Source organism: Pseudomonas sp. B1-22, from assembly GCF_050474425.1.
Taxonomy (GTDB): Bacteria; Pseudomonadota; Gammaproteobacteria; order Pseudomonadales; family Pseudomonadaceae; genus Pseudomonas.
The window spans coordinates 195,166-214,572 of record NZ_JBCHVH010000002.1 but is presented as its reverse complement, the minus strand read 5'-3'; the positions used below and the strand labels follow the sequence as shown (position 1 = coordinate 214,572).

The window sequence follows — 19,407 nt, the reverse complement described above, 5'->3', positions numbered from 1 at the left end:
GCTTGGCGGCCCGGACGGTTTGGCCGCATTTTTGCACCACTGAATGTTTTCTGCCCGACGGTTGCCGATGCCCTTGACCCATCCACTTCTCGAAACCGTGGCGCTCGCCTGCGAGCGCGACTGGCGCATGCTGTTCGAGCGTCTCGATTTGCGACTGGGCGCTGGCGAGATGCTACAGATCGTCGGCCCCAACGGCAGCGGCAAGACCAGCCTGCTTCGTCTGCTCAGCGGCCTGATGCAGCCCACCGCGGGCGAGGTGCTGCTCAACGGCAAGCCGCTGGGCGAGCAGCGCGGCGAGCTGGCCCGGCTGCTGCTGTGGATCGGTCATGCCGCCGGTATCAAGGGCCTGCTGACCGCCGAGGAGAACCTCGCCTGGCTCTGCGCCCTGCACCAGCCGGCCAGCCACGAAGCCATCTGGCAGGCCCTGGCCGCCGTCGGCCTGCGTGGCTTCGAGGACGTTCCCTGCCACACCCTGTCCGCCGGCCAGCAGCGCCGCGTGGCCCTGGCGCGCCTGTACCTGGACGCGCCGCCGCTGTGGATCCTCGACGAACCCTTCACCGCCCTCGACAAGCAAGGCGTGGCGCAGCTGGAAGAGCACCTCGCCGGTCATTGCGAGCGCGGCGGTCTGGTCGTGCTGACCACCCACCACACCCTGGAGCGGATGCCCTCCGGCTACCGGGCGCTCGATCTCGGCCAGCACGCGCGGGAGGTTGCGTCGCGATGAGCAACGTCTTCACCCTGCTGCTGGCCCGCGAGACCCGCCTGTTGTTCCGCCGTCCGGCGGAGCTGGCTAATCCTTTGGTCTTCTTTGCCATCGTCATCGCGCTGTTCCCATTGGCGGTGGGCCCCGAATCGGAGATGCTCAAGAACCTCTCGCCGGGCCTGGTCTGGGTCGCGGCGCTGCTAGCGGTACTGCTGTCGCTGGACGGCCTGTTCCGCAGCGATTTCGAGGATGGTTCTCTGGAACAGTGGGTCCTTTCGCCGCACCCCCTGCCACTTCTGGTTCTGGCCAAGGTGCTGGCACACTGGCTGATTTCCGGGCTGGCGCTTGTGCTGCTGTCCCCGCTGTTCGCCCTCATGCTGGGCCTGCCGGCGCGCTGCCTGCCGGACCTGCTGCTGTCGCTGCTGCTGGGGACGCCGGTATTGAGCCTGCTGGGCGCGGTGGGTGCGGCGCTGACGGTTGGGTTGAAGCGCGGCGGTCTGCTGCTGGCGCTGCTGATCCTGCCGCTGTACATACCGGTGCTGATCCTCGGCAGCGGCGCGCTGCAAGCCTCCCTGCAGGGCCTCCCGACCGCCGGGCACCTGTTGTGGTTGGCCAGCCTGACGGCGTTAGCATTGACGCTGACGCCCTTTGCCATCGCCGCCGGGCTGAAAATCAGCGTCGGCGAGTGAACGAACGATCGCCGGCCTGGGAAGCAGGATCGGCGACAGACTAGAGCTTTGCATTACAGAGCCTGATGATGAACTGGACTTGGTTTCACAAGCTTGGGTCGCCCAAGTGGTTCTACGAGATCAGCGGACGCTGGCTGCCCTGGTTCGCCGTCGCCGCGATCCTGCTGATGAGCGTCGGCATCGTCTGGGGCCTGGCCTTCGCGCCGCCGGACTACCAGCAGGGCAACAGCTTCCGCATCATCTATATCCACGTTCCGGCGGCGTTCCTCGCCCAGTCCTGCTACGTCATGCTGGCGGTGGCCGGCGCCATCGGCCTGATCTGGAAGATGAAGATCGCCGACGTCGCCGTGCAGTGCGCCGCGCCCATCGGCGCCTGGATGACCTTCGTCGCGCTGGTCACCGGCGCCATCTGGGGCAAGCCGACCTGGGGCGCCTGGTGGGTGTGGGACGCGCGCCTGACCTCGATGCTGATCCTGCTGTTCCTGTATTTCGGCGTCATCGCCCTCGGCCAGGCGATCACCAACCGCGACAGCGCGGCCAAGGCCTGCGCGGTGCTGGCCATTGTCGGCGTGGTGAACATCCCGATCATCAAGTACTCGGTGGACTGGTGGAACACCCTGCACCAGCCGGCCACCTTCACCCTCACCGAGAAGCCGCCGATGCCGCCGGAGATGTGGATTCCGCTGCTGCTCATGGTCGCCGGCTTCTACTGTTTCTTCGCCGTGGTGCTCTTGATGCGCATGCGCCTGGAAGTGCTCAAGCGCGAAGCCCGTTCGAGCTGGGTCAAGGCTGAGGTGGAGCGCGCACTATGAGTTTCCAGTCCTTCGGTGATTTCCTCGCCATGGGTCAGCATGGCCCTTATGTGTGGTCGGCCTACGCCATCAGCCTGGTGGTGCTGGCGATCAACGTCGCTTCGCCGCTGCTGGCGCGCCGGCGGTACCTGCAAGAAGAGGCGCGTCGTCTGCGCCGGGAGGCCAACAAGTGAATCCGGTTCGCAAGAAGCGCCTGTACATCGTCCTCGCCATCGTCGCCGGCGTGGGCGTGGCCGTCACCCTCGCGCTGTCGGCCCTGCAACAGAACATCAACCTGTTCTACACCCCGACCCAGATCGCCAACGGCGAGGCGCCGCACGACACCCGCATCCGCGCCGGCGGCATGGTGGAGAAGGGCTCGCTCAAGCGTTCGGCGGATTCGCTGGACGTGGAATTCGTGGTCACCGACTTCGCCAAGGAAGTCACGGTGAAGTACCGCGGCATCCTCCCGGACCTGTTCCGCGAAGGGCAGGGCATCGTCGCCCTGGGCAAGATCGACGGGAACGGCGTGCTGACCGCCGACGAAGTGCTGGCCAAGCACGACGAGAAATACATGCCGCCGGAAGTCACCAAGGCGCTCAAGGACAGCGGCAAGCTGGAGCACTACGAAGCCAGCCAGGGCGCCAACGGCGCGGCACAGCAGGGGAGCAACTGACATGGTTCCCGAACTCGGCCACCTCTCGCTGATCCTGGCGCTGTGCATGGCGCTGGTGATGTCCTTCTTCCCGCTGATCGGCGCCTGGCGTGGCGACCGCCAGTGGATGAGCCTGGCGCGTCCGGCCGCCTGGGGGCAGTTCACCTTCCTGGTGTTTTCCTTCGGCTGCCTGACCTGGGCCTTCCTCCACGATGATTTCTCGGTGGCCTACGTCGCCAGCAACTCCAACAGCGCGCTGCCCTGGTACTACAAGTTCAGCGCCGTGTGGGGCGCCCACGAAGGCTCGCTGCTGCTCTGGGCGCTGATCCTCGGCGGCTGGACTTTCGCCGTGTCGGTGTTCTCCCGCCAGTTGCCGGAAGTGATGCTGGCCCGCGTGCTGGCGGTGATGGGCATGATCAGCACCGGCTTCCTGCTGTTCCTGATCATCACCTCCAACCCGTTCAGCCGCCTGCTGCCGCAGGTGCCGTCCGACGGCAACGACTTGAACCCGCTGCTGCAGGACCCCGGCCTGATCATTCACCCGCCGATGCTCTACATGGGCTATGTGGGCTTCTCGGTGGCCTTCGCCTTCGCCATCGCCGCGCTGCTCGGCGGCCGCCTCGACGCGGCCTGGGCGCGCTGGTCGCGCCCCTGGACCCTGGTGGCCTGGACCTTCCTCGGCGTCGGCATCGTGCTCGGCTCCTGGTGGGCCTACTACGAACTGGGCTGGGGCGGCTGGTGGTTCTGGGACCCGGTGGAAAACGCCTCCTTCATGCCCTGGCTGGTGGGCACCGCGCTGATCCACTCGCTGGCGGTGACCGAGAAGCGCGGCGTGTTCAAGAGCTGGACCGTGCTGCTGGCCATCGCGGCCTTCTCCCTGAGCCTGCTGGGCACCTTCCTGGTCCGCTCCGGCGTGCTGACCTCGGTGCATGCCTTCGCCTCCGACCCCGAACGTGGCGTGTTCATCCTGGCCTTCCTGCTGGTGGTGGTCGGCGGCTCGCTGACCCTGTTCGCCCTGCGCGCGCCGGTGGTCAAGAGCCAGGTCGGCTTCGCCCTGTGGTCCCGCGAGACGCTGCTGCTGCTCAATAACCTGGTGCTGGTGGTGACCGCCTCGATGATCCTGCTGGGCACCCTCTACCCGCTGGTGCTCGACGCCATCAGCGGCGCCAAGCTGTCGGTCGGCCCGCCGTACTTCAACGCGCTGTTCGTGCCGCTGATGTCGATCCTGATGCTGGCCCTGGCGGTCGGCGTGCTGGTGCGCTGGAAGGACACCCCGACCCGCTGGCTGCGCGGCATGCTCACCCCGGTGCTGATCGGCACCCTGGTGCTGGGCGTGCTCGGCAGCTTCCTCTACGGCGAGCTGCACTGGGAAGTGCTGGGCGTGTTCCTGCTGGCTGCGTGGGTGGTGCTGGCCGGCGTGCGCGACTTCTTCGACAAGGTCCGCCACAAGGGCGTGATCGCCGGGGCCGCGGGCCTGAACCGCAGCTACTGGGGCATGCAACTGGCGCACCTCGGCATCGCCGTCTGCGCCATCGGCGTGGTCCTCACCAGCCAGTTCAGCGCCCAGCGCGACCTGCGCATGGCCCCGGGCGAGTCGGTGGAGCTGGCCGGCTATCAGTTCCGTTTCGAGGGTACCCATCACTTCGAGGGGCCGAACTTCACCTCCGACAAGGGCACCATCCGGGTGATCCGCGACGGTTCCGAAGTCACCGTGCTGCACCCGGAGAAGCGCCTGTACAGCGTGCAGAATTCGATGATGACCGAGGCCGGCATCCACGGCAGCCTGACCCGCGACCTCTATGTCGCCCTGGGTGAGCCGCTGGACAATGGTGCCTGGGCGGTGCGGGTGCACATCAAGCCGTTCGTGCGCTTCATCTGGCTGGGCGGCCTGCTGATGGCCCTGGGCGGCGTGCTGGCGGCGCTCGACGGCCGCTACCGCCTGAAAGTGAAAACACGTGTACGCGAGGCCCTGGGCCTCGCCGGACAGGGAGCCTGAGTGTGAAGCGTGCGATCCTGCTGTTGCCCCTGGCGATCTTCCTGGTCGTCGCAGTATTCCTCTTCCGTGGCCTGTGGCTGGACCCCAGCGAGCTGCCCTCGGCGCTGATCGGCAAGCCGTTCCCGGCGTTCTCGCTGCCCAGCGTCACCGAGCCGGGCAAGACCTACACCGAGGCCGACCTCAAGGGCAAGCCGGCGCTGGTCAACGTCTGGGGCACCTGGTGCCCGACCTGCCGCTTCGAGCACCCGGTGCTCACCGACCTCGCCGCCAAGGGCGTGGTGATCTACGGCATCAACTACAAGGACGATGCCGTCGCCGCGCAGAAGTGGCTCAAGGAACTGCACAACCCCTACCTGCTGAACATCGCCGACGCTACCGGCACCCTGGGCGTGGACCTGGGCGTGTACGGCGCGCCGGAGACCTACATCATCGACAAGGACGGCATCATCCGGCACAAGCTGGTCGGCGCCGTCGACGAGAAGGTCTGGCGCGAACAGCTGGCGCCGATCTACCAGGGGCTGGTGGACGAGGCGCAGGGCAAATGAAGCGACTGCTTGCCGCCGCTGCGCTGGGCCTGACCCTCACCGGCATCGCCCATGCGGCCATCGACACCTACGAGTTCGCCAACGATGCCGAGCGCCAGCGCTTCCGCGACCTGACCACCGAACTGCGTTGCCCCAAGTGCCAGAACCAGGACATCGCCGACTCCAACGCGCCGATTGCCGCCGACCTGCGCAAGCAGATCTACGCCCAGCTGCAGCAGGGCAAGAGCAACCAGCAGATCGTCGACTACATGGTCGACCGCTACGGTGAGTTCGTGCGCTACAAGCCCGAGGTCAGCGAGCGCACCTGGCTGCTCTGGTTCGGCCCGGCGGCCTTCCTGCTGCTGGGCGTGGGCGTGATCGGCGTCATCGTCGCCCGTCGCCGCCGCCCGGCTGCCGCCACCTCCACCACGCTGTCCGCCGAGGAGCAGGCGCGTCTCGACCAATTGCTGGATAACCAAGACAAATGATCGACTTCTGGCTCGCCGCCGGCCTGCTGTTGCTGGTGGCCCTGGCATTCCTCCTCATCCCTCTGCTGCGCGGCCGTCGTGCCCAGGCCGAGGAAGACCGCACCGCCCTCAACGTCGCCCTGTACCAGGAGCGCCTGGCCGAGCTGACCGCCCAGCGTGATGCCGGTACCCTCGACGATGCCCAGCTCGAAGCCGGCCGTGCCGAGGCCGCCCGCGAGCTGCTGGCCGATACCGAAGGCACCGCCGAGTACCGCCGCTCCCGCCTCGGCCGCGCCGCGCCGCTGATCGTGGTGCTGGTGCTGCCGTTCCTCGCCCTCGGCCTGTACCTGCACTGGGGCTCCAGCGACAAGGTGGCCCTGGCCCGCGAATTCGCCACCGCGCCGCACTCGATGGAAGAAATGACCGCCCGCCTGGAGCGCGCGGTGAAAGCCCAGCCGGACTCCGCCGAAGGCTGGTACTTCCTTGGACGCACCTACATGACCCAGAACCGCGCCGCCGATGCCGTCAAGGCCTTCGAGCAGGCCGCGCGCCTTTCCGGCCGCCAGCCGGAAGTCCTCGGCCAGTGGGCCCAGGCGCTGTACTTCGCCGGCAACAAGGCGCTGACCCCTGAGGTGCGCGGCCTGGCCGACGAGGCGCTGAAGAAGGACCCGCAGGAAGTTACCACCCTCGGCCTGCTCGGCATCGCCGCCTTCGAGGATGAGAAATACGCCGACGCGGTCAACTACTGGGGCCGCCTGGTCGCCGTGCTGCCGCAGGACGACCCCTCTCGCGAGGCAATCGCCGGTGGCATCGAGCGCGCCCGCCAGCGCATGGTCGAGAAGGGCCAGACGCCGCCGGAAGCGCCGGTTGCGGCCGCTACCGCCGGGGTGACGCTAAAGGTTAAGGTCGACCTCTCCGCCGCCGTGAAGGGCCAGGTCAAGCCGGACGACAGCGTGTTCGTCTTCGCCCGCGCGGTGAGCGGCCCGCCGATGCCGCTGGCGGTGAAGCGCCTGAAGGTTTCCGATCTGCCCACTGAAGTGGCGCTCAGCGATGCCGATGCGATGATGCCGCAACTCAAGCTCTCGGCCTTCCCGCAGGTGCAGCTGGTGGCGCGGGTTTCCCGTGCTGGCAATGCGACGGCCGGGGAGTGGATCGGACGCACCGAAGCGTTGTCTACTGCCCAGGCTGGCGAGCAGGCAGTGACCATCGACAGCCCGGACCAGCGCTGAAACGGATAGGAGAGGGTAGGGTGATGAAGGTTAGATTGCTGGCGCTGAGCGCCTTGCTGGTACTGGGTGGCTGCGTGGTGCAGCCGCCGCAGCCGGAGGAGCCATCGGAGTATCCGTCGCGGCCGACCACCGCGCCGACGCAGCCGGGCACCACCAAGCCGCCGGTCAAGTCGTCGTCCTCGCCGATCACCCCGCAGCCGAGCAAGCAGCAGTCCACCTCCAGGCATCCGCCCCAGTTCGCCCCGCCGCCCGGTGGCAAGGGCCGCTGGGATGCCAGCCTGGGCGTCTACGTGATGCAGGGGCAGAAGGATACCTACTACCGCCAGCGCACCTACTACCACTGGGATAACGGCTGGTACTGGAGCGTCGCTCCCCAGGGGCCCTGGACCGAAACCGACAGCAGCGGCGTGCCGCCGGGGCTGACCCGCAAGTACAGCGCGCCGTAAGGTCTCCTGCACAATTTTGTCCGCGGACACCCTCATCGGAGTTGCGGACAGGCGCCGTTCTTACACGGCTCCTACGAAATCACCACCGCTCCGGCTAATGACTTCCAGAGAAACATCCGCACACTCCGGAGCGCCCCTTCAGGAGGCCGAGTGGAATCGGAGTTTCAGGGGTTGAGCGGCATGGATGCCGCGAGAGCGTCGTTGGGCCATGGATGGCCCGTCGACGCGTGCCCCTGAAACTTCGATGGAGCGAGGGAACCCCGGCGAAGCCGGGGCCGAATGATGGGGCAAGACCTTTTGGTTCCTTTTGTGTCGTTTGACAAAAGGGACTCGCCCGAGGGGGCGAAACAAAATCTCCCAGCACACACCGAAGCGGCGCTGAACACCCAAGCAAAAGCATCGCGGACAAAGTCCGCGAAATCCATCGCGGCGGAATGTGCGCCCACCGGAAAAACACCTCGGCATGACGCCAGAGCCCATAGGACCGGAGGCGACGCCCAGTCCTTGCTAGCGAACACTTGCTGATCGCGGACGGAGTCCGCTCCTATGTAGGCGGAATACGCCGGTATTCCCCTGTTGGAAGGGAGTCATCCGCGACGGATTTCGCGGACAAGGTCCGCTCCTACAGAAGGCGGTATCCGCATGATGTAGCGGTCGCCCGACCCTCAATCAAACGTCCCCATCTGCGCCCCCACCTCTATCAGTTCCACCCGGTTGCGCCCGCTGGCCTTGGCCCGGTACAGCGCCTTGTCCGCCGCCGCGTAAAGCCCTTCGTAGGTGCCCGGCACGCCCGCCTCCAGACAGGCGATGCCGAAGCTCGCGGTGAGATACAACAGGCCGCCCTTCATGGGCAGCGCGGTTTCCTCCAGCAGCTTGCGGACCTTCTCGGCAATGCTGCGCGCCTGCGCCTGGCCGGTGTCGGGCAACAGCAGCAGGAACTCCTCCCCACCCAGCCGCGCCACGCTGTCGCCGCTGCGGGTGTAATTGCGCAGCAGTTGGGCGGTATGGCGGATCACCTCGTCGCCCAGCGGGTGGCCATAGCGGTCGTTGATGAATTTGAAATGATCCAGGTCCACCATCAGCAGGCTGACCGGCGCCGGCTGCCGGGAAACCCGTGCCAGTTCCATGCTCACCAGCTGGTCGAACTGTCGCCGGTTGAACAGCCCGGTCAACGGATCATGCCCGGCGAGGTACTCCAGCTGGCGGTTCTTTTCCTCCAGCTCCAGCCGCTGCTGGCGGAGGAACTGACGCTGGCGCAGGTTGCGGATGTGGCCGTGCCAGAGGATCAGCGAGAGGATCAGGCCGATACCGCAGATGGTCAGCCCGCCCATCTGGTTGGACAGGCGCAGCTCCGGGTTCGCCTGGGTCAGCATCATCGTCACCTCGAAGAGACTGAGGGCGAGGATGTAGAGCGTGATCGCATGGCGCGGGCGCATCAGGATGATCAGGGCCGCGCCTACCGCCCCCATCAGGAAGGGGGTAATGCTGCTGGTGACCTGCTGGTCCGCGCCGGTGATGGCGATGCCGAAGCCGAGCAGGATGGCGCTGGCCAGCAGGCTCAGGAGTTTCATGAACCACAGCGGCGAATTGCGCTGGGGGCGCGAGGCGAACCAGGCAAGCAGGCCCAGGGCGCTGAACAGCAGGGCGACCGTGGCATGGATGCGGATGATGTCCAGGCGCCAGCCGTCGTGGTCCGGGCTGGAACCCTGCAGGTTGAGCCAGAACACCAGAATATGGATGAGATCGAAAACCACGGCGAAAGCCGCGGCGAAATACAGCCGCCGCAGGTTTTCCAGGGCGACCGGCTGCTCCATCGCGTCATTGACCGCGACGGAATGTTGCAGCTGTTGGAGCCATGTCCTGGACACGATTGCCGCCTCTCCCGAGCGCGTGCGGGCAGTTGGAGCATAGACAGCGGTGATGGCAGTGTCGTGGCAGGTTGGAAAGAAGTGTTCAGGTTGTGAGCGGCTGCCCACTGCGGCTACCTTCGAAACGTCGCTATAGCCGCAACTATCCGTCTCTGATAATTGTCGGATTCGCCTGCTGCGGGCATAGTCCGCCCCCCTGGATGCTGAAGGAATCGGTCATGAACAGAGTGCAACACCTGCCGGTGGAAGAGGGCCTGGATGCCGAGCGGGCCCTGCTGGACGATGCCTTTCGTGGCGAGCGGGACAGCGGGCTGCTGTTCTGGCGCCCGCTCCAGCAGGCGCTGGTGATGCCGCGCCGGCTCAGCCGGCTGGACGGTTTCAGCGCGGCGGAGCAGGTCTGCGCCGGGCTGGGCTGGCCCATCGCGTTGCGCGATACCGGCGGCGAGCCGGTGCCGCAATCGCCCGCCGTGCTCAATGTCGCCCTGGTCTACGCGATTCCGTCCACCGACAACGAACAGACACGCATCGAAACCGCCTACCAGCGCCTGTGCCAGCCACTCTGCGACTGGCTTGCCGCACTGGGCCTCGATCCGGGTCTGGGCGAGGTGGACGGCGCCTTCTGCGATGGCCGCTACAACGTCAACCTGTCCGGACGAAAGCTGGTCGGCACCGCCCAGCGCTGGCGCCGCCGGCCCAGCGACGGCCGTTACGTGGTGCTGGCCCATGGCGCGATCCTGATGGAAAACCAGCGTGAGCCGATGGTCGAGGTGGTGAATGCCTTCTACCAGCACTGTGGCCTCGACGCGCGCTGTCGCGCCGCCAGCCATGTGGCGCTGGATGAGCGTCACGCGCAGCCGTGGAGCCAGGTGGATGCGCTGGCCGGGCAGTTCCAGCGTCATCTGCTGGCCGAGGGCGTGGCTCTGGATGTCTGATTCGAAGGCAGCCTGATTTGAACGACATGGGTGGATTTTCGCTTCGCCCCAACCCTTCCAAGGAGTCTTGATACATGGAACATGGGACGAACTACCTGCAGTCGGCAGTGGTCTTCCTGCTCGCTGCGGTATTCATGGTGCCGCTGGCCAAGCGCATGCAGCTGGGGGCCGTGCTCGGCTACCTGCTCGCCGGCGTGTTCATCGGGCCCTCGCTGCTGGGGCTGATCGACAACCCGGAAAGCGTCGCCAGCCTGTCCGAGCTGGGCGTGGTGCTGCTGCTGTTCATCATCGGCCTGGAGCTCTCGCCCAAGCGCCTGTGGGTGATGCGCAAGCAGGTGTTCGGCGTGGGCCTGGCCCAGGTGCTGCTCACCGCGCTGGCGCTGGGCAGCCTCGGCGTGCTGGCCTTCGATCTGCCGGTGAACGCGGCGGTGGTGATCGGCGGTGGCCTGGCCCTGTCGTCCACCGCCTTCGGCCTGCAGATCCTCGCCGAGCGCAAGGAGCTGAACAGCGCTTATGGCCGCCTGGCCTTTGCCATCCTGCTGTTCCAGGACATCGCGGCGATCCCGTTGATCGCCATGATCCCACTGCTGGGCGCGCGCGCCGATTCGGCGGCGGCCGGCGGCGACCTGGCCCATGTCATGGAAGTGGTTGGCAGCATCGCCGTGGTGGTGATCGGCGGGCGCTTCCTGCTGCGTCCGGTGTTCCGCTCTGTGGCGCGTACCGGCCAGGCCGACCTGTCGACCGCCACCGCGCTGCTGGTGGTGGTGGGCACCGCCTGGCTGATGGAAGAGGCGGGCGTGTCCATGGGCCTGGGCGCCTTCCTCGCCGGCCTGCTGCTGGCCGACTCGGAATACCGCCACGAACTGGAAGCGCAGATCGAGCCGTTCAAGGGTCTGCTGCTGGGGCTGTTCTTCATCAGCGTCGGCATGAGCGCCGACCTCAGCCTGCTGCAGAGCGAGCCGCTGCGGGTAATCGGCCTGACCCTGCTGCTGGTGGGCATCAAGCTGCCGCTGTTGTTCCTCATCGGCCGTCTGGCCGGTGGTCTGGACAAGGTCTCGGCCATACGCCTGGGTGTGCTGCTGGGGGCCGGCGGCGAGTTCGCCTTCGTGGTGTTCAAGCTGGCGCGGGCCCAGGGCCTGATGGACGGCGACCTGCATGCGCTGCTGGTGCTGGGGATTACCCTGTCGATGGCGATGACACCGCTGCTGGTGCTGGCCCTGGCGCGCGGCATCAAGCCCAAGCCGGCGGTCCTGCGCGAGCCGCCGCCGGAATACCGCCAACTGCCCGATGACGCGCCGCGCGTGGTGATCGCCGGCATGGGCCGGATGGGCCAGGTAGTCGCCCGTATCATGCGCGCCCAGGGCGTACCCTTCGTGGCGCTGGACACCTCGGTGGACACCATCGAGCTGACCCGCAGCTACGGCAATATTCCGATCTTCTACGGTGATCCGCTGCGCCCGGAAATCCTCCGCGCCGCCCAGGTGGAAAAGGCCGAGTTCTTCGTGGTCGCCACCGACGATCCGCAGACCAACATCGAGACCGCGCGGCTGGTGCGCAAGCTCTACCCGCACATCAAGGTCATCGGCCGGGCGCGCAACCGCCAGCACGTCTACCACCTGCTCGACGCCGACGCGACGCCGGTGCGCGAGACCTTCCATTCCAGCCTGGAAATGAGCCGTTTGCTGCTCACCGGCCTGGGGCTGAGCGAGGAACAGGTGGCTGCGCGCATTCGCCGCTTCAAGCGTCACGACGAGGCGGTGCTGATGGCCCAGTACCGCGTCTACGATGACGAGAAGGCGGTAATCCAGACTGCCCGCGAGGCGCGCAAGGAACTGGAGACCCTGTTCGAGGCCGACCACCTGGAAGACCAGGGTATCGGCCATCACTGACGGCCCGGAAGCGCTGGGGAATTCTGCGACGCCCTGGCGCATCGCCGCTTTGCCGGCGGCGGGCGTTGTCCGTGTCAGGGCTGTGGTGCGGAAGGTTACGCAGGTCGACTCAGTCGGTTTGATGATGGATAGGGAGAAGCCAGGGAGCGGGCGCTGACTCAGGCCGCTTCCGCCAGCGCCGGCTTATGCTCCACCACCACGGCGCGCGGCTTGCGAACCACCGGCCGGCGGCGTTCGGGAATGCTGATCGGCTGGCCGGGCGAGCGCAAGGTCAATACGGCGATGACACTGAGCAGCACCACGGTGGCCAGGACCACGCTGGCCAGGACGACATAGAGCAGCAGCTCCACCAGGGAGCCAACCAGCAGCAGGAAGTCCAGTACGATTTGCATGATTCGATCCTCTTTCGGGCCGTGGGCGACTGTCGCGGGTGGTGGGTTCGCCCCTGCGGCCTGGAAGAGGGGCCGGCGAATCGGATTCCAGCGAGCTGATGGGGCGAAGATGCCGCGCGGGCCGGGCAAAGAGAACTGAAAGCGCCTGCTGTTCACTATCGACGCCATCGATAGCAGCGCAAAACGGCGTGCCAGAGCGGCTCCCCGCGTTGCACGGGGAGCCTTGGACCATGGTCGGATAGTCCTTTAGAAGCGCTCGCCCGGCTGCAGATAACGCCAGTGGCCGACCGGCAGCTTGGCCATGGCCACGCCTCCCAGGCGGATGCGGCGGATCGCTTCCACACGCAATCCGGCTTCCCGGCACAGCTTGCCGATCAGCCCCGGTCGCACCTGCTTGCCGGCAATGCGCAGACGGTTTTCGCTCTGCCAGCTGGCTTTCAGCGGCAGGCCCTGGGCCAACTGCTTCAGCCCGTGGGCGTCCAACTCGCCGCTGACCTCGATCACGTATTCGTGCTCGACCCGGGCGGCATCGTCCATCAGCTTGCGGATCACGCCGAAGTTCTGGGTGAACACCAGCAGGCCGCTGGCGCCGTCTTCCAGCGGGGTGGTCGGGCGCTGCTGGCGCAAATGCTTGCGCAGCAGGCGCTGCGTGGAGGGATCGTCGCTCCAGCGCTGTTCCTCCCGCAGCAACGCCACGGCGTCCTCGACGCTGTAGCCGGCGGGCTTGTGCAGCAGCAAGGTCATCGGCGGCAGGGGTTCGGGCAGGGCGCCGGGCAGCAGCTCGATGCGCTGGTCGTCGACCTTGAACTGCGGCTCCTCCACCGTCACGCCATCCACGGTCACCCAGCCGCCTTCGATATACAGCTCGGCTTCGCGGCGCGAACAGGGCAGCAGCTCGGCGAGGCGCTTGGACAGGCGGATGGGTTCGGACATGACGGGAGACCGGGACAGGAAAAGGGCCACCATTGTAACCGCAAGCCATCGGAATGATCCGAACTCCCGCCGGTCAGACCCTAATGACGGACGGGGAGCGAGGCGATGCAGATAACCCTGATCGACGGTCTGCACTGGGATGTGGACGAACTCGGCAGCGGTGGCCTGATTAACCGCCGCGGCGACAAGGTGCACCTGCGCCAGGGCGACATGGACGGCGCCTGCGGCCCCTATTGCCTGGTGATGGCAATGCTGGCGCGCAACCAGCTGGGGCGCCGCCAGGCCAAGGGGCTGGCGCCGGTGGATTCGCGCACACGCTACGGCCGCCTGATGCAGGCGCTGGAACGACGCGAACCACTGATTCGCGTTGGCACCACGGGCGACGACCTGCTGGAGCTGCTGCGGGTGATCAGCGACAAGGAGTTCCGCGTGGAACGCGGCAGCGGCCGGCGCATGGTCGAGCTGACCCGCCAGCACCTGGCGGCGAACATCCCGGTAGTGCTGGGTTTCCACGGCCGCAAGGACAGCGACATCCGCCATTGGGGATTGGCCGTGGGCATGAGCGAGGAGGCGTTCTTCCTCCTCGATCCGGCCCACGACCTGCAGCGCGGCCTGGCGTGGAATGCGGTGCTGACGGCCCGCGCCAACGGTTCGCGGTTCGGTTACCGCTATCTCAATCCCAAGGGCACCTGGGCGGTGACGCTCAAGGAAATGGTCGCGCTGCTCTGAGAGGGCTTCAGGGCGTCGGGGCGGCGGGCGGCTCGGGCTGCGTCTCGCGCTCACGTACCCAGGACATGAACAGCTCGTAGCCCAGGGCCAGGACCACCGGGCCGACGAACAGTCCGATGATGCCGTTGCTGAGCATGCCGCCCAATGCGCCGATGAGGATCACGGCCATCGGTACCTTGCTGCCGCGGCCGAACATCAGGGGCTTGAGCACGTTGTCGCTGAGGCCGCCGATGACGGTCCAGACGGTGAACAGGATACTCACCAGCAGCGAGTCGCCGGTCATGAACACATAGATGATCGCCGGCAGGGTGATCAGCACCACCGGCAGCTGGGTGATGCCCAGCAGCAGTACGCCCAGGGCCAGCAGGCCGGCGCCGGGGATGCCCATGACGATGAAGCCCAGGCCCAGGAACAGCGTCTGGATGAACGCCACGCCCACCACGCCCTGGGCCACCGCGCGGATGGTCGCGGTGCACAGCTCGGCCAGCCCCGGACCGCGTTCCAGGTTGGAGATGCGGATGGCGATGTCGCAGGCGGTGCGGCTGCCCAGCTTGCCGTAGGCCATGATCACGCCGGCGATGACGAAGGCGGCGAGGAACTGCATCAGCCCCATGCCGACGCCCGCCGCCTGGCCGGCGATCTTCTTCGCCACGCCCTGCAGGTGCGGGGCCAGTTGCTGCGCAACGCCCATGAAATCGGTGGCGACGCGATGCCAGAACGGATAGACGTACTGCCCGATCACCGGCCAGTTCTGCACCGAATCCGGTGGCAGCGGAACATGCAGGGTACGGTTCTGGATGGCCTGCACCAGGTCGCGCACGGACTCGGCCATGGACAGGCCGATCACCACCACCGGCACCAGCAGGATCACCAGGCCCAGCAGCACGATCACCGTCGCCGCGCTGTTCGGCCGGTCGCCCAGGGCGTGGCTGATCATCTGGTGCAGCGGATAGAGGGTGATGGCGAGGATCACCGACCAGAGCATCAGGTCGAGGAACGGGTGGAAAATGCGGAAGCAGAAGAGGGCCAGCAGCAGAATCAGGCCGGCGCGGATGAGCACATCCAGCAGGTTGCGGGACAGCAGCTTTTCCGGGGGCGTGGGTAGCATCGCGAACTCCTTGCGGCGGTGGCCGGGGCGGCCAGGTCCAAACTATTGGCGGACTCTGCCCGAGAGCAAGGCGCGGAGGCAATAAAAGATGTCGGGAATGATGCGGGAGCGTGCAGAGGAGGGAAACGGGCAGCCTGCCGGAGCCGGCAGGCTTGCCGAAAAGGGGGTTACTTCTTGCCGAGGCTGATGTGGCGGCTCGGTGCGCCGTAGTTCTGACCGGTCACGCCCTTGGCGATCTGCTGAATCTCGCCGCCGGACTTCAGGAAGGCGGCTACCTGGTCTGCCAGCGCTTCGCTGGTGGCGGTGGCGGCGGGGGCCTTGGGGGCGGCTTTCTGGCGGGTGGAGGGCTTGGTGGTCATATCTGCCATACCTGTCTGCGCAAATTGGCCGCCCATTGTACACGAAATGAGCACTCTTCGGGGCGGTTATGGCACGAATGGTTCCACACCGCGCCAGCCGTCGCCTGTGCGGGGTCGGCGGTGCTACGCTCGGAGGCCCTGACGCGAGCATCGAGTCGCCCAATGCGCCTGTTGTCGTCCCGCCAGCGCAACGCGTTGCGCCTGGCCCGTTCGTTCCTCGCTCCGTATCGTTGGCGTGCCCTGGGGGCGCTGGTCGCCCTGTTGTTCACCGCGGCTATCACCCTGTCGCTGGGGCAGGGCATCCGCATGCTGGTGGACCAGGGCTTCGTCACCCAGTCCGCCGCGCTGCTCAACCGCGCCATCGGGGTCTTCTTCGTGCTGGTGGCGGGGCTCGCGGTAGGCACCTTCGTGCGTTTCTACCTGGTTTCATGGATCGGCGAGCGCTTCGTCGCCGACATCCGCCGGCGCGTGTTCGACCATCTGATCGAATTGCATCCGGGCTTCTACGAGAACAACCGCGCCTCGGAGATCCAGTCGCGCCTGACCGCCGACACCACGCTGCTGCAGACGGTGATCGGCTCGTCGCTGTCGATGGCGCTGCGCAACACGCTGATGCTGATCGGCGGCGTGGCGCTGATGTTCATCACCAACGCCAAGCTGACCAGCATCGTGGTCGCCTCGCTGCCGCTGGTGATCGCGCCGATCCTGCTGTTCGGCCGCCGGGTGCGCAGCCTGTCGCGGCAGAGCCAGGACCGCGTCGCCGATGTTGGCAGCTACGTCGGCGAGACCCTCGGCCAGATCAAGACGGTGCAGGCCTACAACCACCAGGCGCAGGATCGTCAGCGCTTCGGCGAAACCGTCGAGCAGGCCTTCGATACCGCGCGGCGGCGCATCCTGCAGCGCTCCTGGCTGGTCAGCGTGGTGATCCTGCTGGTGCTGGGCGCAGTGGGGGTGATGCTCTGGGTCGGCGGCATGGACGTGATCGCCGGGCGGATCACCGCCGGCGAGCTGGCGGCCTTCGTGTTCTACAGCCTGCTCGTCGGCATGGCCTTCGGCACCCTGAGCGAGGTGATCGGTGAGCTGCAGCGCGCGGCCGGCGCGGCTGAGCGCATCGCCGAGCTGCTGCGGGCGCGCAGCGATATCCACACGCCAGCCAGTGGCGTGCTGAAGCTGCCGCAGCGGGTCGGCGGCAGCCTGTCGCTGGAAGGGGTGCGCTTCGCCTATCCGTCGCGCCCGGAACAGTGGGCCATCGATGGCATCGACCTGCGTGTCGAGGCCGGGGAAACCCTGGCGCTGGTCGGGCCGTCCGGCGCCGGCAAGTCCACGCTGTTCGACCTGCTGTTGCGCTTCTACGACCCGCAGCAGGGGCATATCCGCATCGACGGCCAAGCCATCGCCCAGCTCGACCCCGCCGACCTGCGGCGCAGCTTTGCCCTGGTGTCGCAGAACCCGGCGCTGTTCTTCGGCAGCGTGGAGGAGAACATCCGCTACGGCCGCCCCGATGCCAGCGACGCCGAAGTCGAAGCCGCCGCCCGCGCCGCCCATGCACACGAATTCATCCTGCGTCTGCCGCAGGGCTACCAGACGCACCTGGGCGAGAGCGGCCAGGGGCTTTCCGGCGGCCAGCGCCAGCGTCTGGCAATTGCCCGCGCGCTGCTGGTGGACGCGCCGATCCTGCTGCTGGACGAAGCCACCAGCGCGCTCGACGCGGAGAGCGAACACCTGATCCAGCAGGCGTTGCCGGGGCTGATGAGCGGCCGTACCACGCTGGTGATCGCGCACCGGCTGGCGACCGTGCTGAATGCTGATCGTATCGCCGTGATCGACCACGGCCGGCTGGTGGCGCTGGGGCGGCATGTTGAGTTGGTGAACAGCAGTCCACTGTATGCGCGCCTGGCCGAGCTACAGTTTGGGCAGGCACAGGATGTGTAGGGCCGGGAGACGTCTGGTCTTTGCTCGCGATTGGCACCGGAGCGGAATCTGTTCGCGAGCAAGCTCGCTCCTACAGGTATGGCACCGGCGCGCTTTTCGTAGGAGCGAGCTTGCTCGCGAACCGCACGGCACCGAACCCAATCGCGGATGGAGTCCGCTCCTACAGAAATCGACAGGCGCGGCGCGAGTTTCCTCTGTAGGAGCGGGCCATGCCCGCGATTCGCGCGCATGGCGCGCTCCTACAGGTTCAGATCTGGCTTAATCCGGTAACCGGCGGCAGCCATCAGACGCCAATGCGCGTAGAATGCCCGCCCCGTTCACGAGGTAAGCGTCATGGCAGTCATAGGTCGGTTCAATTCGTTGCAGGTGGCCAAGCACACCGATTTCGGTCTCTACCTGGATGGCGAGAGCCATGGCGAAATCCTGCTGCCCAAGCGTTACGTGCCGAAGAACGAACCCACCGAGGTGGGCGACTGGCTGAACGTGTTCATCTACTTGGACAGCGAAGATCGCCTGATCGCCACTACCCAGAAGCCCAAAGTGCAGGTCGGCGGCTTCGCCAGCCTCAAGGTGGTGGAGGTCAATCGCGTCGGCCTGTTCCTCGACTGGGGCCTGCCCAAGGACCTGCTGCTGCCGCACTCCGAAGAGAAGCGCCCGCTACAGGTCGGCGACTACTGCGTGGTCTACGTCTACCTCGACGAACGCACCCGCCGCATCACCGCCACCGCGCGCCTGGACCGCTACCTGGACAACACCCCGGCCAATTACAAGGTTGGGCAGCAGGTGGACCTGCTGGTGGTGGAGCGCACCGACCTCGGCTACAAGGCCATCATCGACGGCAAGCACTGGGGCCTGATTCACAAGAACGAAGTCTTCAAGTTCATGCGCAACGGCCTGCGCGAGACCGGCTACATCAAGGAAATGCGCGCCGACGGCAAGATCAGCCTGAGCCTGCAGCCGGCCGGCGCCGGCCTGTCCGATGCACTCAGCGAGCAGATTCTCAAGGCCCTGCGCGAAGCCGGCGGCCGGTTGGCGCTGAGCGACAAGAGCCCGCCGGAGCTGATCGCGCAGCAGTTCGGCGTCAGCAAGGGCAACTTCAAGAAGGCCATCGGCGGCCTCTACAAGCAGGGCCTGATCACCATCCTCGACGACGGTATCGAGCTGGTCTGAACGGCTCAGCCACGTCCGCGCACGATGGATTCGGCAACCGCGCAACGCGGTTGCACCGGCGCCAGCGACGCCATGCGCTGCAGGTCCACCGGCTTGCCGGGTTCGGCGCCCAGCTGGCGGCGCAGGTCGTCGAAGACCTGGTCGTGCTCCTTGCGAAAACGCACCACCGCTCCCTGGCACAGGCGCAGGCCGTGGCGGCGCAGCAGGCGGGAGGCGCTGCTGGCGAAGTTGAAGGCGATGTCGCCGGGCAGTTCGAAGTCATCAACGAACGGCTGGCCGTCGATCTCGCCGTCCAGCTGGAACTTCACTCGCGCATCGCGGCTGGCCGGGTTCTCCACCTGGTAGTCGAGGCGGATGAGATAGTGCTGGCGGTCGATGCCCGGGCTGGATCGAATGATGATCTGCGCAGGTCGGGGCATGGAGTCCTCCTGGCGAATGCTGGCGCCGCAGGCCGCGGCCTGCCTTGACGCCTGATTCCGTTGCTTTCGAGGACTCAGTTTCGAGCCTGGGCGCGCGGATCGGCCTGATATGCATCAAGGCGAGGCGAATCCAGCCGCACGACGCCTCTCCGCGGCGCCCGGGCGGCGCGGCAGGG

At 66.8% G+C, this 19,407-nt stretch carries 21 protein-coding genes; 15 read left to right on the top strand and 6 right to left on the bottom strand.

Annotation, left to right across the window (positions count from 1 at the left end; translation table 11 throughout):
• Nucleotides 1–67: 67 nt before the first annotated feature.
• From ccmA to ACQ5BL_RS07820, 10 genes are all read left to right on the top strand, one after another.
• Nucleotides 68–724, top strand: a complete 657-nt coding sequence (ccmA, locus tag ACQ5BL_RS07865; RefSeq protein ID WP_207888061.1) for a cytochrome c biogenesis heme-transporting ATPase CcmA — start codon at nucleotides 68–70, stop codon at nucleotides 722–724.
• Nucleotides 721–1,392, top strand: coding sequence for a heme exporter protein CcmB (ccmB, locus tag ACQ5BL_RS07860; protein ID WP_207888060.1), 672 nt, complete (start codon nucleotides 721–723; stop codon nucleotides 1,390–1,392). The genes ccmA and ccmB overlap by 4 nt, the downstream gene beginning before the upstream one ends.
• 65 nt (nucleotides 1,393–1,457) lie before the next feature.
• Entirely contained in the window at nucleotides 1,458–2,204 is a 747-nt protein-coding gene (locus ACQ5BL_RS07855; protein WP_207888059.1) for a heme ABC transporter permease, read from the top strand.
• Complete coding sequence (gene ccmD / locus ACQ5BL_RS07850; RefSeq protein WP_243809058.1) at nucleotides 2,201–2,377, top strand: heme exporter protein CcmD; 177 nt, start codon at nucleotides 2,201–2,203, stop codon at nucleotides 2,375–2,377. Before ACQ5BL_RS07855 ends, ccmD begins: the two co-directional genes overlap by 4 nt.
• The gene (gene ccmE, locus ACQ5BL_RS07845; protein ID WP_152222048.1) at nucleotides 2,374–2,859 is read left to right on the top strand and encodes a cytochrome c maturation protein CcmE; all 486 of its coding nucleotides are present in this window, start codon (nucleotides 2,374–2,376) and stop codon (nucleotides 2,857–2,859) included. Before ccmD ends, ccmE begins: the two co-directional genes overlap by 4 nt.
• A 1-nt stretch (nucleotide 2,860) precedes the next feature.
• Entirely contained in the window at nucleotides 2,861–4,834 is a 1,974-nt protein-coding gene (locus ACQ5BL_RS07840; RefSeq protein ID WP_243809059.1) for a heme lyase CcmF/NrfE family subunit, read from the top strand.
• Between the two features lie 2 nt (nucleotides 4,835–4,836).
• Nucleotides 4,837–5,379, top strand: coding sequence for a thiol:disulfide interchange protein DsbE (gene dsbE, locus ACQ5BL_RS07835; RefSeq protein ID WP_207888056.1), 543 nt, complete (start codon nucleotides 4,837–4,839; stop codon nucleotides 5,377–5,379).
• A complete protein-coding gene (locus ACQ5BL_RS07830; RefSeq protein ID WP_207888055.1) occupies nucleotides 5,376–5,846 on the top strand; it encodes a cytochrome c-type biogenesis protein in 471 nt (156 codons plus the stop codon). The genes dsbE and ACQ5BL_RS07830 overlap by 4 nt, the downstream gene beginning before the upstream one ends.
• Entirely contained in the window at nucleotides 5,843–7,054 is a 1,212-nt protein-coding gene (gene ccmI / locus ACQ5BL_RS07825) for a c-type cytochrome biogenesis protein CcmI (RefSeq protein ID WP_243809060.1), read from the top strand. The genes ACQ5BL_RS07830 and ccmI overlap by 4 nt, the downstream gene beginning before the upstream one ends.
• A 23-nt stretch (nucleotides 7,055–7,077) precedes the next feature.
• Nucleotides 7,078–7,500 carry a hypothetical protein gene (locus tag ACQ5BL_RS07820; RefSeq protein WP_243809061.1) on the top strand — a complete coding sequence of 141 codons (423 nt, stop codon included), beginning with the start codon at nucleotides 7,078–7,080 and terminating at the stop codon, nucleotides 7,498–7,500.
• Nucleotides 7,501–8,165: 665 nt separating this feature from the next.
• Here the strand turns inward: ACQ5BL_RS07820 and ACQ5BL_RS07815 are convergent.
• Nucleotides 8,166–9,368 (bottom strand): GGDEF domain-containing protein, encoded by a 1,203-nt coding sequence (locus ACQ5BL_RS07815; RefSeq protein ID WP_243809062.1) that lies wholly within the window; start codon nucleotides 9,366–9,368, stop codon nucleotides 8,166–8,168.
• Nucleotides 9,369–9,586: 218 nt separating this feature from the next.
• Between ACQ5BL_RS07815 and ACQ5BL_RS07810 the strand changes: the two genes are divergently transcribed.
• Nucleotides 9,587–10,300 carry a lipoate--protein ligase family protein gene (locus ACQ5BL_RS07810; protein ID WP_243809063.1) on the top strand — a complete coding sequence of 238 codons (714 nt, stop codon included), beginning with the start codon at nucleotides 9,587–9,589 and terminating at the stop codon, nucleotides 10,298–10,300.
• Nucleotides 10,301–10,374: 74 nt separating this feature from the next.
• Nucleotides 10,375–12,189, top strand: a complete 1,815-nt coding sequence (locus tag ACQ5BL_RS07805; protein WP_207888050.1) for a monovalent cation:proton antiporter-2 (CPA2) family protein — start codon at nucleotides 10,375–10,377, stop codon at nucleotides 12,187–12,189.
• Between the two features lie 158 nt (nucleotides 12,190–12,347).
• Here the strand turns inward: ACQ5BL_RS07805 and ACQ5BL_RS07800 are convergent, their stop codons facing one another.
• Entirely contained in the window at nucleotides 12,348–12,581 is a 234-nt protein-coding gene (locus tag ACQ5BL_RS07800; RefSeq protein WP_243809064.1) for a hypothetical protein, read from the bottom strand.
• Between the two features lie 246 nt (nucleotides 12,582–12,827).
• Nucleotides 12,828–13,514: an RNA pseudouridine synthase gene (locus ACQ5BL_RS07795; RefSeq protein ID WP_243809065.1), complete on the bottom strand. Its 687-nt coding sequence runs from the start codon at nucleotides 13,512–13,514 to the stop codon at nucleotides 12,828–12,830.
• A 105-nt stretch (nucleotides 13,515–13,619) separates the two neighbouring features.
• On the opposite strand from ACQ5BL_RS07795, the gene ACQ5BL_RS07790 reads away from it, so the two are divergent.
• Nucleotides 13,620–14,243, top strand: coding sequence for a hypothetical protein (locus ACQ5BL_RS07790; RefSeq protein ID WP_243809066.1), 624 nt, complete (start codon nucleotides 13,620–13,622; stop codon nucleotides 14,241–14,243).
• A 7-nt stretch (nucleotides 14,244–14,250) separates the two neighbouring features.
• Here the strand turns inward: ACQ5BL_RS07790 and ACQ5BL_RS07785 are convergent, their stop codons facing one another.
• The gene (locus ACQ5BL_RS07785) at nucleotides 14,251–15,351 is read right to left on the bottom strand and encodes an AI-2E family transporter (RefSeq protein ID WP_243809067.1); all 1,101 of its coding nucleotides are present in this window, start codon (nucleotides 15,349–15,351) and stop codon (nucleotides 14,251–14,253) included.
• A 167-nt stretch (nucleotides 15,352–15,518) separates the two neighbouring features.
• The gene (locus tag ACQ5BL_RS07780) at nucleotides 15,519–15,719 is read right to left on the bottom strand and encodes a hypothetical protein (RefSeq protein ID WP_416788546.1); all 201 of its coding nucleotides are present in this window, start codon (nucleotides 15,717–15,719) and stop codon (nucleotides 15,519–15,521) included.
• 153 nt (nucleotides 15,720–15,872) lie between these two features.
• Here ACQ5BL_RS07780 and ACQ5BL_RS07775 point away from each other — a divergent pair, with 153 nt between their 5' ends.
• Nucleotides 15,873–17,642 (top strand): ABC transporter transmembrane domain-containing protein, encoded by a 1,770-nt coding sequence (locus ACQ5BL_RS07775; protein WP_243809069.1) that lies wholly within the window; start codon nucleotides 15,873–15,875, stop codon nucleotides 17,640–17,642.
• A 333-nt stretch (nucleotides 17,643–17,975) separates the two neighbouring features.
• Nucleotides 17,976–18,812: a CvfB family protein gene (locus ACQ5BL_RS07770; RefSeq protein ID WP_243809070.1), complete on the top strand. Its 837-nt coding sequence runs from the start codon at nucleotides 17,976–17,978 to the stop codon at nucleotides 18,810–18,812.
• Nucleotides 18,813–18,817: 5 nt separating this feature from the next.
• On the opposite strand, the gene ACQ5BL_RS07765 is transcribed toward ACQ5BL_RS07770, so the two are convergent.
• Nucleotides 18,818–19,231 carry a DUF5064 family protein gene (locus tag ACQ5BL_RS07765; RefSeq protein ID WP_207888415.1) on the bottom strand — a complete coding sequence of 138 codons (414 nt, stop codon included), beginning with the start codon at nucleotides 19,229–19,231 and terminating at the stop codon, nucleotides 18,818–18,820.
• Nucleotides 19,232–19,407 lie beyond the last annotated feature (176 nt).

Bases quoted from the DNA above. Each gene is read 5' to 3' on its own strand.
- ccmA (WP_207888061.1), top strand. From the start codon at position 68: ATGCCCTTGACCCATCCACTTCTCGAAACCGTGGCGCTCGCCTGCGAG.
- ACQ5BL_RS07810 (WP_243809063.1), top strand. From the start codon at position 9,587: ATGAACAGAGTGCAACACCTGCCGGTGGAAGAGGGCCTGGATGCCGAG.
- ACQ5BL_RS07790 (WP_243809066.1), top strand. From the start codon at position 13,620: ATGCAGATAACCCTGATCGACGGTCTGCACTGGGATGTGGACGAACTC.
- ccmI (WP_243809060.1), top strand. From the start codon at position 5,843: ATGATCGACTTCTGGCTCGCCGCCGGCCTGCTGTTGCTGGTGGCCCTG.
- ACQ5BL_RS07770 (WP_243809070.1), top strand. From the start codon at position 17,976: ATGGCAGTCATAGGTCGGTTCAATTCGTTGCAGGTGGCCAAGCACACC.
- ACQ5BL_RS07840 (WP_243809059.1), top strand. From the start codon at position 2,861: ATGGTTCCCGAACTCGGCCACCTCTCGCTGATCCTGGCGCTGTGCATG.
- ACQ5BL_RS07765 (WP_207888415.1), bottom strand. From the start codon at position 19,231: ATGCCCCGACCTGCGCAGATCATCATTCGATCCAGCCCGGGCATCGAC.
- ACQ5BL_RS07830 (WP_207888055.1), top strand. From the start codon at position 5,376: ATGAAGCGACTGCTTGCCGCCGCTGCGCTGGGCCTGACCCTCACCGGC.
- ACQ5BL_RS07780 (WP_416788546.1), bottom strand. From the start codon at position 15,719: ATGGCAGATATGACCACCAAGCCCTCCACCCGCCAGAAAGCCGCCCCC.
- ccmB (WP_207888060.1), top strand. From the start codon at position 721: ATGAGCAACGTCTTCACCCTGCTGCTGGCCCGCGAGACCCGCCTGTTG.
- ACQ5BL_RS07855 (WP_207888059.1), top strand. From the start codon at position 1,458: ATGATGAACTGGACTTGGTTTCACAAGCTTGGGTCGCCCAAGTGGTTC.
- ACQ5BL_RS07820 (WP_243809061.1), top strand. From the start codon at position 7,078: ATGAAGGTTAGATTGCTGGCGCTGAGCGCCTTGCTGGTACTGGGTGGC.
- ACQ5BL_RS07805 (WP_207888050.1), top strand. From the start codon at position 10,375: ATGGAACATGGGACGAACTACCTGCAGTCGGCAGTGGTCTTCCTGCTC.
- ACQ5BL_RS07785 (WP_243809067.1), bottom strand. From the start codon at position 15,351: ATGCTACCCACGCCCCCGGAAAAGCTGCTGTCCCGCAACCTGCTGGAT.
- ccmD (WP_243809058.1), top strand. From the start codon at position 2,201: ATGAGTTTCCAGTCCTTCGGTGATTTCCTCGCCATGGGTCAGCATGGC.
- ACQ5BL_RS07775 (WP_243809069.1), top strand. From the start codon at position 15,873: ATGCGCCTGTTGTCGTCCCGCCAGCGCAACGCGTTGCGCCTGGCCCGT.
- ACQ5BL_RS07800 (WP_243809064.1), bottom strand. From the start codon at position 12,581: ATGCAAATCGTACTGGACTTCCTGCTGCTGGTTGGCTCCCTGGTGGAG.
- ACQ5BL_RS07795 (WP_243809065.1), bottom strand. From the start codon at position 13,514: ATGTCCGAACCCATCCGCCTGTCCAAGCGCCTCGCCGAGCTGCTGCCC.